The organism is Burkholderia territorii (assembly GCF_902833055.1).
GTDB classification, from domain to species: domain Bacteria; phylum Pseudomonadota; class Gammaproteobacteria; order Burkholderiales; family Burkholderiaceae; genus Burkholderia; species Burkholderia territorii.
Genome location: NZ_CADFEJ010000003.1, coordinates 422,978 through 435,598, shown reverse-complemented (window position 1 = coordinate 435,598; position 12,621 = coordinate 422,978). Strand labels below are relative to the sequence as shown.

Sequence of the window (12,621 nt, the reverse complement as noted above, 5' to 3'; positions counted from 1 at the left end):
TCCGCGGGGGACGGATGAGGTGCGCTTGCCGCCCGCGTTCGCGCGGGCTTCGCCCGATCCATCATGCCTTGCCTGTCCACCGGCCGCCGCTGCGCCGCTCGCCCTCTCCTTTCCACTGCCACGACACGGTGCGCGCCGTGCCGCGTCCGATGAGCCGCGCGTGGCTGGTCGGCGCCGGCCCCGGCGACGCCGAACTGCTGACGCTGAAGGCCGTGCGCGCGATCGCCGCGGCCGACGTGCTGCTCGTCGACGACCTCGTGAATCCCGACGTGTTGCGCCATGCGCGCGCCGACGCGCGCATCGAGCACGTCGGCAAGCGCGGCGGCCATGCGTCGACGCCGCAGGAAGCGATCGTCGCCGCGATGCTCGCGCACCTGCGCGCGGGCCGCAGCGTCGCACGGCTCAAGGGCGGCGATCCGTTCGTGTTCGGCCGCGGCGGCGAGGAGCTGCTTTCGCTCGGCGCGGCGGGTTTCCCGGTCGAGGTCGTGAACGGCATCACGGCCGGCATCGCGGCCCCGGCCGCGCTCGGCATTCCGGTCACGCATCGCGGCGACGCGCAGGGCGTGATCTTCGTCACCGGTCACGGCGCGGGGGCCGACGAGCCCGACTGGCGCGCGCTGGCCGCGACGCGGATGACGATCGTGATCTACATGGGCATACGCCGGCTCGACGCGATCGTCGCCGCGCTGCGCGACGGCGGCGTGCCCGGCGACATGCCGTGCGCGGCGATCGAGAACGCGACGCGTGACGGGCAGCGGCACGTGCTCGCGACGCTCGACACCGTCGTCGAGCGCGTGGGCGCGACCGGTATCGGTTCGCCCGCGATCGTCGTGATCGGCCGCGTCGCGGCGCTCGCCGACGATCCGGCCGTGCGCGCGGCGCTCGGCGGTCGCGCATGATGCGCGTCGCGCTCGGCATCGGTTTTCGCGCGGGCGTGACGGCCGCGCAACTCGATGCCGCGATCCGCGCGGCGCTGGCGCATTACCCGGGCGCCGAACCGGCCGTCGTCGCGACCCTCGCCGACAAGGTGCGGGCCCGGCCGCTGCGCACGCTGTGCGCACGGCGCGGCTGGCCGCTCGTCGCGTTCGACGCGGCGCGGCTCGCGCAATGTGCCGACGCGGCATTGAGCGGCCCGTCGGCTGCCGCGCTCGCGCGTTTCGGCGTCGCGGGTGTGGCCGAGCCGTGCGCGCGGCTCGCGGCGCCGCAGGGCCGGCTGCTTGGTCCCAAATCCATCCTGGGCGGCGTGACGGTCGCGCTCGCCGGCCCGCTCTGAACCCATTGTTTCCCTTTCGACAGGACGATTCCCGATGAAGACCGATGCCGAATCCCATCAGCGGATGGCCGAACGCCGCCGCGCCGGCCATGAAAAGAAGCAGGCTGCCGCCACGCAGGAAAAGGGCCTGCTGATCGTCAACACGGGCAACGGCAAGGGCAAGAGCACGGCCGCGTTCGGCATGGCCGTGCGCGTGCTGGGCCACGGCATGCGGCTCGGCGTCGTGCAGTTCATCAAGGGTGCGCTGCACACGTCAGAGCGCGACTTCCTCGGCGCGGTCGCGCAATGCGATTTCGTGACGATGGGCGACGGCTATACGTGGAACACGCAGAACCGCGACGCCGACATCGCGACCGCCCGCAAGGGCTGGGACGCGGCACGCCGGATGATCGAGAGCGGCGAGTACCGGATGGTGATCCTCGACGAGCTGAACACCGTGCTGAAGTACGAATACCTGCCGCTCGACGAAGTGCTCGCGACGCTCGTCGGGCGGCCGGATGCGGTGCACGTCGTCGTCACCGGCCGGCATGCGCCCGATGCACTGATCGATGCGGCCGATCTCGTCACCGAAATGCGGCTCGTCAAGCATCCGTACAAGGAGCAAGGCGTGAAGGCGCAGCCGGGCGTGGAGTTCTGAGCGATGCCGGCCTGCCCCGCGCTGTTCGTCAGCGCGCCCGCATCCGGCCAGGGCAAGACGTCGGTGACGGCCGGGCTCGCGAGGCTGCACCGGCGGCTCGGCCGGCGCGTGCGCGTGTTCAAGACCGGGCCCGATTTTCTCGATCCGATGGTGCTCGAACGCGCGAGCGGCGCGCCCGTGCACGCGCTCGATCTCGGCATGGTCGGCGAAGCCGGCTGCCGTGAACTGCTCGCCGATGCCGCGCGCGACGCGGACCTGATCCTGATCGAAGGCGTGATGGGATTGTTCGACGGCACGCCGAGCAGTGCCGATCTCGCGGTCGCGTTCGGCGTGCCGGTCGTCGCGGTGATTGCCGCGAAGTCGATGGCGCAGACGTTCGCGGCGATCGCGTTCGGCCTCGCGCGGTTCCGTCCTGCGGTGCCGTTTCACGGCGTGCTGGCGAACCGCGTCGGCTCGCCACGGCACGCGGAACTGCTGCGGCAGGCGTTGCCCGACGACTTGCGCTGGCTCGGGCACGTGCCGGCCGATGCGGGCATCGCACTGCCGGAGCGCCATCTCGGCCTGCACCAGCCGGCCGACATCGACGACATCGATGCGCGGCTCGAGCGTGCGGCCGACGTGCTCGCGCAGACGGCGCTCGCCGAATTGCCGCCCGCCGTTTCGTTCGCGGCCCCGGACGTGCGCGCGCCGCTACCGCGTGCGCTCGCCGGCAAGCGGATCGCGATCGCGCGCGATGCGGCGTTCTCGTTCATCTACCCGGCGAATCTGGCGCTGCTCGATGCGCTCGGCGCGCAGCTTCGGTTCTTTTCGCCGCTTGCCGACGAACCCGTGCCCGCCGATTGCGATGCGCTGTTCCTGCCGGGCGGCTATCCGGAGCTGCATGCGGCGACGCTCGCGGCGAATGCCGTGACAGCACGCGCGATTCGCGCGCACGCGGCAGCCGGCCGGCCGATCGTCGCGGAATGCGGCGGGATGGTGTATCTGTGCGAATCGCTGACCGATGTGGACGGTACGACGACGGCGATGCTCGGGCTGCTGTCAGGCCATGCGACGATGCAGCGCCGGTTCGCGGCGCTCGGGATGCAGGCGCTGGACACGCGCACCGGGCCGATGCGCGGTCATACGTTTCACTATTCGCGGCTGGATACGCCGCTGGCGCCCGTGGTGACCGCTGCGCGGCCCGACGGCCCGCGAGGCAGCGGTGAAGCCGTTTATCGCGCGGGCCCGATCGTCGCGACGTACATGCACATGTACTGGCCTTCGAATCCGGAGATGGCGGCCGCGTTGTTCGGCGGCACGGCATTCTGACGAAGAACCGCCGGCTGCCGCGATGTCAGGGCTTTTCGCGGCCCGGCGCTTCCGAGCGTGAAGTCCGGATCACGGTGCCATCGGGCGAGAAATGCGCGTTGAACATCGCGTCGCCCGATACGCCGCCCTCGGCCCAGTGCCAGCTCCACACTTCTTCATGACTCAGCGCGTATTGCGCAACCTCGGTCGGCTTGCCGAGCAGTTGGCGCACATCGTCCTTCGACATTCCCGGCACGACCTTCGCGATGTTCGCCGCCGTCAGTGCCTGCGTGATCGACACGAGCCGCCCGTCCGGCCCGAAATCGAGCATGTACGTGCTCGTGCCGTACGGGCCGCGCGGATACTCGAACCGCTGCGAGCCGTCCTCGCCCTGCCTGACCATCTCGGGCTTGCCAGCCTGACGCAGCACGTCCTCGGTCGTCGAGATGCCCGGCTGCAGATTGCCGAACGCCATCGGATCGGGCTTGATCGCGTTCACCGCGTCGGCCACTTTCTGGTCGTCGCACCCGGCCGCCAGAACGCCGACCGCGCAGGCCGTCAGCACGGTCAGAAACTGTTTTCGCATGTCGTCCACACCTGTATTCATCGAGCCGATTCGGCGTCGCGCGCAGCGTAGCACGCGGGTCGTCCCGTCGATGTCAAGGAGCGTCAAATTCGCGTGCATCCTGCGCGCCCGGTTTCACGGCCTGGTTGGCGCGTACCGGGCGGCGACCGCGCCGATGCGCGGCGACGTCACACGAGGAACGTTTCGGCCAGCTTGACCCAGTACGATGCGCCGGTCGGCAATGCGGCGTCGTTGAAGTCGTAACCGGGGTTGTGCACCATGCAGCCGCCCTCCCCGTCGCCGTTGCCGATGATCAGGTAGCAACCGGGCCGTTTCTCTAGCAGGAACGCGAAATCCTCGCTGCCGGTGAGCGGCACCATCCCGTCGATGAGGTTCGCTTCGCCGACCCACTCGCGCGCGACGTCGCGTGCGAACGCGGTCATCGCCGCATCGTTGACGAGCACCGGGTAGCGGCGTTGATAGTCGATCGTCGCGGTCGCGCCGAACACCGCCGCCTGCGCATGGATGACTTCCTTGATACGCGTCTCGAGCAGGTCGCGCACCTCCGGCTTCAGCGCGCGCACGGACAGGCGCATCTGCGCGCGGTCGGGAATCACGTTCGGCGCCTCGCCCGCGTGGATCGCGCCCACCGTGACGATCGCCATGTCGAGCGGCGACACGTTGCGCGACACGATCGTCTGCAGCGCGACGACGATCTGCGCGCACACGACGACCGGGTCGATCGCCCGGTGCGGCACCGCGCCGTGGCCGCCGCGCCCCTGCACGTCGACGATCACGGTGTCCGACGACGCCATGAACGGCCCCGGCAGAAAGCCGAACCTGCCCGTCGGGAAGCCCGGCATGTTGTGCATCGCGAAGATCGCGTCGCACGGAAACTGCTCGAACAGGCCGTCGTCGAGCATTTTCTTCGCGCCGCCGAGCCCTTCCTCGGCCGGCTGGAAAATCAGGTTCAGCGTGCCGGAAAAGCGGCGCTCGCGCGCCAGGTGCTTCGCGGCCGCGAGCAGCATCGCGGTGTGGCCGTCGTGGCCGCACGCGTGCATCTTGCCGGGGATCGTGCTCTGGTACGGCAGGCCGGTCGATTCGTGGATCGGCAGCGCGTCCATGTCGGCGCGCAGGCCGAGGCGCTGCTTGCCGTCGCCCACCTTCAGCTGCGCAACGACGCCCGTGCCGCCGAGCCCGCGATGCACCGTGTAGCCCCATGCCTGCAATTGCCCGGCGACGAGATCGCTCGTCGCGAATTCCTCGAAACCCAGCTCCGGGTGGGCATGGATGCGATGCCGGATCTCGATCATTTCGTCGGCGAGGCCTGCGGGGATCACGCTGTGCGTCACGGTGTCGTCTCCTGGGTTCCGTGGGGAATGTGCAGGCAAGGATAGTCGGTGGATCGGCAACCGAACAGACAGAAAGTCGTCATGGTGACAACCTCGGGTTGCCGGACGATCGTCGGGCCTACGATGAAGCGTGCAGCGCAGGCAACCAGCCATTCGGCCGACTGCCGACCGCGCTCGGGATTCGCGACACTCACCGTATGTTCGGTCTCGATTTTTCAGACGGGAGTACGCGTTGATCGCCGTTCGTCATTCCGGAATAATTCCGTCACATCAATGGGTTGAGCGCTCATGTTCATTTTTTGACGCGTGTACATTTTTTGTGTACGCTAACAAAAAAGTGAACAAACCCTACTCATCGATGCCCAAGAACGCGCCCCTGCCGATGTCCGAACAGCACGTGCTCGACGAAGCCTGTGCCGCGTTCGAACGCACAACCCGCCGCTTCAACGCGCGGCCCGTGCGCATGCCGGCCGCATACAGCGCGCATGCCGACGCGATGATCCGCTTCGGCATAGCCGGGCAGACCGTCGAGATGCCGGCGGTTGTGAGCGTCGGCGTCGAGTCGCTGCAGGGCGCACTCGCCGCGTTACGCCGACGCGCGCGTCCGGCGCGCGCCGAGCGGCCGCTGATGCTGGTCGCACCGTATTTTTCGGCCGAGCTGGCCGCCCGCCTGATCGAGCACGACATCCCGTTCATCGATACTGCCGGCAACGCGTGCCTGATCCAGCCGGAGGCGACGGTGATGATCACCGGCCGGCCCAAACCCGCACGCCCGCCGCGCTGGCAGACATCGCGCGCGACGACGCCCAAGGGGCTCGCCGTGATGTTCGCGCTCGCGACGCAGCCGAGCCTCGTCGCGCAACCGCTGCGGGCGATCGCCGCCGCATCGGGCGTCGCGCTCGGCACGGTCAATCTCGCGATGGACGACCTGATCGCACGCGGTCTCATCGCGCAGCGGCGCAACGGCGAGCGCTCGTTTCCCGACTGGCCGCGCTTCGTGCAGGAATGGGTCGCGCTGTACCCGAGCCGCCTGCGTGCGAAATTGCCGAGCCGGCGGTTTGCCGCGCTCGCGCCCGACTGGTGGCACGGCTTCGATTTCGCGGCCTTCGACGCGCGGCTCGGTGGCGAACCCGCGGCCGACCTGCTGACGCACGACCTGAAGCCGGCCGCGATCACCGTCTATACGCACGGCGCCGCGACGAACCGCCTGCTGCTCCAGGCGCGCCTGCGCCCGGACGAGCGCGGCGACGTCGAGCTGCTCGAAGCATTCTGGCCGCCGTCGGCGGTGCTCGACTGGCGCGAGCAGGACGTGCCGCTCGTGCCGCCGCTGCTGATCTACGCGGATCTCGTCTCGTCCGCAGACAGCCGCAACCTTGCCGCCGCCGAACACATCCATGACCGATACCTCACCCACCCGCCCGCTTGAAGTCGACGCGCGCCGGCCGCTCGAGCCGGCGGCGATCGCGTTGCTGCAGGCGGTGCGGGCGGCCTGCGCGCAGCTCGACGCTGCATTCGTCGTCGCCGGCGCAACCGCGCGCGACATCCTGATGTGGCATGTCCACGGCATCCGGCCGGTGCGTGCGACGCGGGACGTCGACGTCGCGGTATGCGCGGTGAGCTGGCCGTTTCACGAACGGCTCGTCGACGCGCTCGTCGCGACCGGGCAATTCGCGCGCGCGCCGAAGCATCGGCAGAAGCTGCTGTTCGACAGCGGGACGCAAGGCTTTCGGACCGAGCTCGACCTCGTGCCGTTCGGGCCGCTCGAGGCGCCGCCGGGCGAAATCGCGTGGCCGCCGGGCGGTGATTTCGTGCTGAACGTGCTCGGCTTTCAGGAGGCGGTCGATTCGGCGCTGGTCGTGTCGATCGCAGCCGACATCGCGGTGCCGGTGGCGAGCCTGCCGGCCCTTGCGCTGTTGAAGTTGCTCGCGTGGAAGGACCGGCGTGCGCGCCAGAACAGCGACGCGTACGACCTGCTGTTCCTGCTCACGCATTTTCATGACGCGGGCAATCGCGAGCGTATCTGGGACGTCGCCCCCGACCTGCTCGAGCGGCACGGCTTCCAGCCTGAGCTGGCCGCGGCCGCGCTGCTGGCGCGCGATGCAACGCGAATTGCGTCGCCGCCAACGCGCGATGCGATCCGCGCGCTGCTATCCGACGCCACGATCTACGCGACGCTCGGGCAGGATCTGCAGGCGCGTGCGTTCGCGCTGCTGCCGGGCGAATTCAGCGATGACGTCGACCGGTATCTCGACGCGTTCCGCGACGCCTTTCTCGCGGATTCGCCCGCTCCCCGCGCGTGACGTGTAGCGCTTGCGAGCGCAACGTCATCGCGTGTTCACGGCCCTAAGCCGAAGCCGTCCAGTCTTCGAGCGACAACCCCGCGACGCGGCTGAATTCGCGTCCATTGTTCGTGACGAGCACGGCACCTGCCGCGATCGCATGGCCGGCGATCGATGCATCGTTCGCGCCGATCGGCGTCCCGCGTGCGGCAAGGTCGGCGCGAATCGCGGCCGTTGCATCGACCGCCGCGGTATCCCACGACAACACGCCGTCCAGTCGTGCGACGAACGCCGCCACGAGATCCGCATGCTTCGGCGACGCCTTTCTGCCGATCGCGCCGAACCGCATTTCGGCATAGGTGATCGACGACACGACGATCCGGTGCTGCGCGTTGACGCACGACTGCAGCCGGGACAACACCGCGGGCGGCCGCTCGCGCATGATGAACGAGCAGATGTTCGTATCTAGCATGTAGAGCGTGGTCACCGGCCCGACTCCGTCGGTGCGTCGCCATCCGTGCCGGACAGGTCGAAACGCCCCGCTTCGACGACAGCAGGGCGCTCGGCGAGGAAGTCGGCATCGGCCAGCGGTTCGCTCGCCAACGACAGCCATGTCGGCCGCACCGGACGCAGCAGCAGCGTGTCGCCCTCGCGGCGGATTTCGAGTTCCGTCACACCCTCGAACTCCATGTCCTTCGGGATGCGGATTGCCTGGTTACGGGCGTTCTTGAAAATGGAAACGGTGCGCATGAGCCACTCCACGGGAGTACGATGCGCCCATTCTAGGCATATGCTGGCATATGTCAATATCGAGGCATGCGAGCCGGGGACCGCGCTCGATGCCGTTGCGGATCTGCTTGCCATGTCGTCACGACCTGTGTGCGTTGAGGGAGCGGTCCATTCTTCCTCATGCCGCCCGCCCGATCCATATCCCGAACGGCCGATGCGTGCCCCCTTCCCATCGCGCGAAACACCGACGCCGGCGAATCGACGCATCGACGCATCGACGCTTCGCGCCCGCATCCCGTCACGGCAACCGGAAAGTGTCGAAGAATGTCTCGCGCTCCATCACGGTGAGCGCAGCCCGCTTGTGCGGGAAGTCGAACTCCTTCAGCGTGTAGAACCCGAGCCGGTGCATGTACGCGATATGCCGCACGTGATCGATGCGCGGCTCGCCGACGAGGCGCTGCGTGCGCGGCTCGTCGACGAACATGTAGTGCAGCACCCCGCTCCACCACGCATGCAGCTTGCCCGCGCTCTGGAAGCGTGAGTCGCCGATCAGCAGATGAAGCCCGCGGTCGTAGTCGTGCGCGTCGTAGAACGGCGCGAGGCGGTCCTCCTTCGCCCAGTAGAACTCGAAATAGCCGAACGGCGTGTCGTCGAAATAGCCGATCATCGGATGCATGTGCGCATCGGCGAGCCGCTCCGCCAGATAGGCGGCGTGCTCGTCGAGCGTGCCGCGCTGATCCCAGAAATGCGCGACGCGATCGAGGTTCATCCAGTCGCTGAACAGCTGCGCATGCGTATCGATGTCGACGGTGCGCAGGCTGAACGTCATCCCCACCTGCGGCATGTAGCGCGCATAGATCTCGCCGGCCGGCGACGGCGGCCGCACCGGATGCCGATGGCCGTTCGTGAGCGTGTAGCGCAGCGGCATCCCGCCCGATGCGGGCGCCTTCAGCCACGGCCGCGGGTTCTGCCAGAACGTCGCGCGCGATGCGGTGAGGCGCAGCCGCTCGCCCGCGATTCGCGCGTCGTCGATCACGCCCTCGCGCACCGCCCGCGCGACGTAGGACGCGACAGCCGCCGGATCGGCGTCGCCGAGCGGCACCGACACCGTCGCCGCCTCGTGCCGCGTGTCGGTGTTGAACAGCGCGACGAACGCCTCGAGCAGCGCGGCCGGCGCATCGTCGGGCCGCCACGTGTCGCATGCGTGCTCGACGGCGGGCGTCGACTGCACCTGCGCCCGAGCGGCGCCGTCGAGGGCCGCGGCCACCTCGCCTTCGACGGCGTCCGCCGTGCCGGCCGGTTTCGTCAGCGTGTCGTCCATCACAGTGCTCCCGCGTCGTGGCGGTCGGCGAGGATGTGCAGCCCTCGCTCGAGCGCCGGAAACAGGCTGCGCTGGAAGTTGTTCCAGCGCAGTTCGAGAATCGTGTCGTCCGGCGCGATCGGCGTGTCGAGCACGTCGCAGATCACTTCGCCGGAGTCGATGCCGTTGTCGACGTAGTGGAACGAAGCGCCCGTCATCGTCACGGGTTCGACGCGCGAGGCCGTGCCGGTCGCCCAGTCGATCCGTTCGCCGCGCGCGCCGTGCAGTGCGTCGAGCGTCGCCCACGCACCGCGCCGCTGGTACGGCGAGTCGTCGGCCGTAATGCCGGGGTGGATGTTCGCGATGCGGCGATGAAAGCGCGCGCCGGGGCGCACCAGTTCGTCGAGGATCACGAGCAGGCCGTCGAGCACGACCACGTCGGCGTCGAGTTCGAGCAGGCGTTCGAGCAGGCGGCGCTCGAACGCCTGCTTGCCCGTCACGCGCTCGCGTGCGTCGCGCGGCAGGCGGCGGTACGTCGACGCAATCGTGCAGAACAATTCGTCGACGGGCCGCCCCTGCACGGTCAGCCCGTCGGGCAGGATCCAAGGGCGGCCGGGCGTGCGCGCGAAGCCGTAATCGGCGAGCTTCGCGCGGTCGGCCGGCGAGCCTTCGTCGTCGTCGACGATCACGCCCCGGAGCGTATAGCGCTCGCCGAGCGGCGAGTCGTTTAGGCGCTCGACGAGGAATTCGAGCGGCGCCTTCATGTAGCGCGTGCCGCCCTGGTAAGCGACCGGCTGGCCGGCGCGATCGGCCGCGCCGTTGCGCAGCGACTGGATGTAGACGAGATTTTTCTTCGGCATGGAGGAGGCGTCGTGAAAGAAGCGGACGGCGGCACCGCGGCCCGCCCGCGCCGGCCCGAAGGCCGGCCGGCGCGCCGCGGCGCGCGGCGTCACCAGTTGTATTTCGCGGTGGCGATCACCGTGCGATCGGTACCGAAAATGCACACGCTCGTCGACTGGCAACCGCTGATGTAGTGGCGGTTGAACAGGTTCGTCCCGTTCACGGCAAAGCGCCAGTTACGCGTGTCGTAATGCACGCCCGCGTCGAACAGCGTGTAGCTCGATACCGTCAGCGAGTTGTCCGCCGCACCGGCCGACGCACTCTGGTAGCGCACGCCGCCGCCCAGGCCGAAGCCGGTCAGCGGCCCGGTGTGCCACGTCCAGTCCGCCCACAGCGACGCCATCTGGCGCGGCCGCGGAATGTCGACCGGCCAGTTGTTCAGCGACGCGTCGTTCGCCTTCACGTTCTTCACGTCCTGGTAGACGTACGACGCGATCAGCGACAGGTTGCGCGTGAGCTTGCCGGTCGCGTTCAGCTCGATCCCGCGCGAACGCACTTCGCCGGTCTGCACCGACGTCGTGCCCGACGGATCGAGATTGAGCGGCGTCGACGTGAGCACGTTGGTCTGGTTGATCTGGTAGATCGCCGCGCTCAGCATCAGGTTCTTGCCGGGCGGCTGCCAGCGCAGGCCGGCCTCGATCTGCTTGCCGCGCGTCGGCTGCGGCAGCCCGCCGCCGTACAGGTTCACGCCGATCAGCGGGTTGAACGACGTCGCGTAGCTGACGTACGGCGACAGCCCGTAGTCGCCCTGGTACGTGAGGCCCACGCGGCCGGTGAACGCGGTGATGTCGGCCTTCGACTGCGTGCCGCCCTCGCGGTCGTCCATCCGCTGGTTGACCCAGTCCTCGCGCCCGCCAAGCGTCAGCGTCCAGCGGTTCCACTTGACCTGGTCCTGCACGTACAGCCCGAACGTGTTCATCGTCGTGTACGTGTTGGTGCGGTACGTCGTGTTCGGCGGCGAGAACACCGACAGCGTGACCGGCGTGTAGACCGGGTTGTAGATGTTCAGCGTCGGCGCGGCGGCCAGCCATTCGCTGTCGGTCGCGGTCTGCCGGTTGTACTGGAAGCCGAGCAGCAGCGTGTGCTCTAGCGGCCCCGTGCCGAACCGGCCCTGCAGGTTGTTGTCGATGTCGAAGCGGCTGTAGTTCGTCTGGAACACGCCGGCCCAGCGGTTGATGTCGGTGAGGCTGCCGTCGGCGAAGCCCGCGCCGAACACCGAGCCGTTGTCGAGCGACAGGTGCATCCAGCGCACGTTCTGCCGGAACGTCCACATCGAATTCAGGTTGCGCTCGAACTGGTAGCCGAGCGACCACTGCTTCTTGCGGTAGTAGTTGAAGTTCGGGTCGCCGCCGTAGACGTCCTTGTCGAGCTGCCCGTTCGGGTTCGGCAGCACCGTGCCTTGCGCCGGCAGGAAGTTCGACGAGATGTCGCCCCAGTCCTGCAGGTAGGTGGCGGACAGCGTCAGCGACGTATCCGCGTCCGGGCGCCAGCGGAACGACGGCGCGAGCGCGACGCGCTGGTCGTTGTTCGGGCCCGTCAGCGCGTTGCCGTCGCGCGCGACGCCGACGAACCGGTACGCATACTTGCCGTCCGCATCGAGCTTGTCGCCGACGTCGATCATGAACTGCTTGCGCGCGTAGTTGCCGAACTGCACGCCGGCTTCGCGCACGCGCTCGCCGTCGGCCGTCTTGGTCTGCACGTCGATGATCGCGCCCGGGTCGCCGGCGCCGTACAGCACCGACGTCGGCCCGCGCAGCACGGTGATGCTGTCGATCATGTACGGATCGACTCGCCAGCTCGACAGGTTCAGCGTGTTCGGCACCTGCAGGCCGTTTACGTACGCGGTCGGCGTGAAGCCGCGCAACGCCGCGTACCAGTCGGACCGGTTGTCCGAGCCGTACGACGAGAAACCGGGCACGTAGCGCAGTGCCGCGTTCACGTCGGTCGCGCCGGTCATCTCGATCTGCTGCGCGGTGACGACGTTGATCGTCTGCGGGATTTCATTGATCGACGTATCGGTCTTGGTGCCGGTCCGGCTGCGCTTCGCGACGAGCCCGACCGTGCCGTCGCCTTCCGAGCCCGCGTTGACGTTGATCGCCGGCAGCGTGCCGGCGGCCGCGCCGTTCTGCGCACTGGCCGCCGCACCGTTGCGCGCATTGTCGGCCGACGCCGCCGCGCCCGCGTTCACGGCAGGCGCCGTCTGGGCGTATGCGTGCCCTGCCGCCATCCCGAACGCCACGCTCGCCGCAGCCGCGATCGCACGCACCCGCATGCCTGTTGCCCACTCCATCTTTCTCTG

The 12,621-nt window shown here is 68.8% G+C and carries 13 protein-coding genes; 6 read left to right on the top strand and 7 right to left on the bottom strand.

Annotated elements, in window-relative coordinates; all coding sequences use genetic code 11:
• The first annotated feature begins 149 nt into the window (after window positions 1-149).
• From cobA to HW466_RS09205, 4 genes are read left to right on the top strand one after another with little or no spacing between them, the layout of a single operon-like run.
• Window positions 150-899, top strand: a complete 750-nt coding sequence (cobA, locus tag HW466_RS09220) for a uroporphyrinogen-III C-methyltransferase (protein WP_174906064.1) — start codon at window positions 150-152, stop codon at window positions 897-899.
• Window positions 896-1,273 (top strand): cobalamin biosynthesis protein, encoded by a 378-nt coding sequence (locus HW466_RS09215; RefSeq protein ID WP_059544772.1) that lies wholly within the window; start codon window positions 896-898, stop codon window positions 1,271-1,273. Before cobA ends, HW466_RS09215 begins: the two co-directional genes overlap by 4 nt.
• A 34-nt stretch (window positions 1,274-1,307) precedes the next feature.
• On the top strand, window positions 1,308-1,910 hold the full coding sequence (cobO, locus tag HW466_RS09210; protein WP_059449682.1) for a cob(I)yrinic acid a,c-diamide adenosyltransferase: 603 nt from the start codon (window positions 1,308-1,310) through the stop codon (window positions 1,908-1,910).
• Between the two features lie 3 nt (window positions 1,911-1,913).
• The gene (locus HW466_RS09205) at window positions 1,914-3,218 is read left to right on the top strand and encodes a cobyrinic acid a,c-diamide synthase CobB (RefSeq protein WP_151005566.1); all 1,305 of its coding nucleotides are present in this window, start codon (window positions 1,914-1,916) and stop codon (window positions 3,216-3,218) included.
• 25 nt (window positions 3,219-3,243) lie between these two features.
• Here HW466_RS09205 and bamE read toward each other — a convergent pair whose 3' ends face one another.
• Window positions 3,244-3,783 (bottom strand): outer membrane protein assembly factor BamE domain-containing protein, encoded by a 540-nt coding sequence (gene bamE, locus HW466_RS09200; RefSeq protein ID WP_059771286.1) that lies wholly within the window; start codon window positions 3,781-3,783, stop codon window positions 3,244-3,246.
• Window positions 3,784-3,950: 167 nt separating this feature from the next.
• Complete coding sequence (locus HW466_RS09195) at window positions 3,951-5,114, bottom strand: M20 aminoacylase family protein (protein WP_151005563.1); 1,164 nt, start codon at window positions 5,112-5,114, stop codon at window positions 3,951-3,953.
• A 358-nt stretch (window positions 5,115-5,472) separates the two neighbouring features.
• Here HW466_RS09195 and HW466_RS09190 point away from each other — a divergent pair, with 358 nt between their 5' ends.
• Together HW466_RS09190 and HW466_RS09185 are read left to right on the top strand one after the other, a co-directional pair.
• The gene (locus tag HW466_RS09190) at window positions 5,473-6,540 is read left to right on the top strand and encodes a type IV toxin-antitoxin system AbiEi family antitoxin (protein WP_151005561.1); all 1,068 of its coding nucleotides are present in this window, start codon (window positions 5,473-5,475) and stop codon (window positions 6,538-6,540) included.
• The gene (locus HW466_RS09185) at window positions 6,509-7,414 is read left to right on the top strand and encodes a nucleotidyl transferase AbiEii/AbiGii toxin family protein (RefSeq protein ID WP_060298826.1); all 906 of its coding nucleotides are present in this window, start codon (window positions 6,509-6,511) and stop codon (window positions 7,412-7,414) included. Before HW466_RS09190 ends, HW466_RS09185 begins: the two co-directional genes overlap by 32 nt.
• A gap of 43 nt (window positions 7,415-7,457) precedes the next feature.
• Here the strand turns inward: HW466_RS09185 and HW466_RS09180 are convergent, their stop codons facing one another.
• The 5 genes from HW466_RS09180 to HW466_RS09160 all read right to left on the bottom strand — a co-directional run bounded on the left by HW466_RS09180 (window position 7,458) and on the right by HW466_RS09160 (window position 12,612).
• A complete protein-coding gene (locus tag HW466_RS09180) occupies window positions 7,458-7,880 on the bottom strand; it encodes a PIN domain-containing protein (protein ID WP_151005559.1) in 423 nt (140 codons plus the stop codon).
• Window positions 7,877-8,143 carry a type II toxin-antitoxin system VapB family antitoxin gene (gene vapB / locus HW466_RS09175; protein WP_059502004.1) on the bottom strand — a complete coding sequence of 89 codons (267 nt, stop codon included), beginning with the start codon at window positions 8,141-8,143 and terminating at the stop codon, window positions 7,877-7,879. Before vapB ends, HW466_RS09180 begins: the two co-directional genes overlap by 4 nt.
• Before the next feature lie 277 nt (window positions 8,144-8,420).
• Window positions 8,421-9,443 carry a GNAT family N-acetyltransferase gene (locus tag HW466_RS09170; protein ID WP_059502002.1) on the bottom strand — a complete coding sequence of 341 codons (1,023 nt, stop codon included), beginning with the start codon at window positions 9,441-9,443 and terminating at the stop codon, window positions 8,421-8,423.
• Window positions 9,443-10,282 carry a formyltransferase family protein gene (locus HW466_RS09165; RefSeq protein WP_151007213.1) on the bottom strand — a complete coding sequence of 280 codons (840 nt, stop codon included), beginning with the start codon at window positions 10,280-10,282 and terminating at the stop codon, window positions 9,443-9,445. Before HW466_RS09165 ends, HW466_RS09170 begins: the two co-directional genes overlap by 1 nt.
• An 89-nt stretch (window positions 10,283-10,371) precedes the next feature.
• The gene (locus HW466_RS09160) at window positions 10,372-12,612 is read right to left on the bottom strand and encodes a TonB-dependent siderophore receptor (protein WP_151006732.1); all 2,241 of its coding nucleotides are present in this window, start codon (window positions 12,610-12,612) and stop codon (window positions 10,372-10,374) included.
• Window positions 12,613-12,621 lie beyond the last annotated feature (9 nt).

What these genes read in the sequence shown, in the direction of transcription:
- HW466_RS09205 (WP_151005566.1), top strand. Translation starts at nt 1,914, where the DNA reads ATGCCGGCCTGCCCCGCGCTGTTCGTCAGCGCGCCCGCATCCGGCCAG.
- HW466_RS09215 (WP_059544772.1), top strand. Translation starts at nt 896, where the DNA reads ATGATGCGCGTCGCGCTCGGCATCGGTTTTCGCGCGGGCGTGACGGCC.
- HW466_RS09190 (WP_151005561.1), top strand. Translation starts at nt 5,473, where the DNA reads ATGCCCAAGAACGCGCCCCTGCCGATGTCCGAACAGCACGTGCTCGAC.
- HW466_RS09185 (WP_060298826.1), top strand. Translation starts at nt 6,509, where the DNA reads ATGACCGATACCTCACCCACCCGCCCGCTTGAAGTCGACGCGCGCCGG.
- HW466_RS09165 (WP_151007213.1), bottom strand. Translation starts at nt 10,282, where the DNA reads ATGCCGAAGAAAAATCTCGTCTACATCCAGTCGCTGCGCAACGGCGCG.
- cobA (WP_174906064.1), top strand. Translation starts at nt 150, where the DNA reads ATGAGCCGCGCGTGGCTGGTCGGCGCCGGCCCCGGCGACGCCGAACTG.
- cobO (WP_059449682.1), top strand. Translation starts at nt 1,308, where the DNA reads ATGAAGACCGATGCCGAATCCCATCAGCGGATGGCCGAACGCCGCCGC.
- HW466_RS09170 (WP_059502002.1), bottom strand. Translation starts at nt 9,443, where the DNA reads ATGGACGACACGCTGACGAAACCGGCCGGCACGGCGGACGCCGTCGAA.
- bamE (WP_059771286.1), bottom strand. Translation starts at nt 3,783, where the DNA reads ATGCGAAAACAGTTTCTGACCGTGCTGACGGCCTGCGCGGTCGGCGTT.
- vapB (WP_059502004.1), bottom strand. Translation starts at nt 8,143, where the DNA reads ATGCGCACCGTTTCCATTTTCAAGAACGCCCGTAACCAGGCAATCCGC.
- HW466_RS09160 (WP_151006732.1), bottom strand. Translation starts at nt 12,612, where the DNA reads ATGGAGTGGGCAACAGGCATGCGGGTGCGTGCGATCGCGGCTGCGGCG.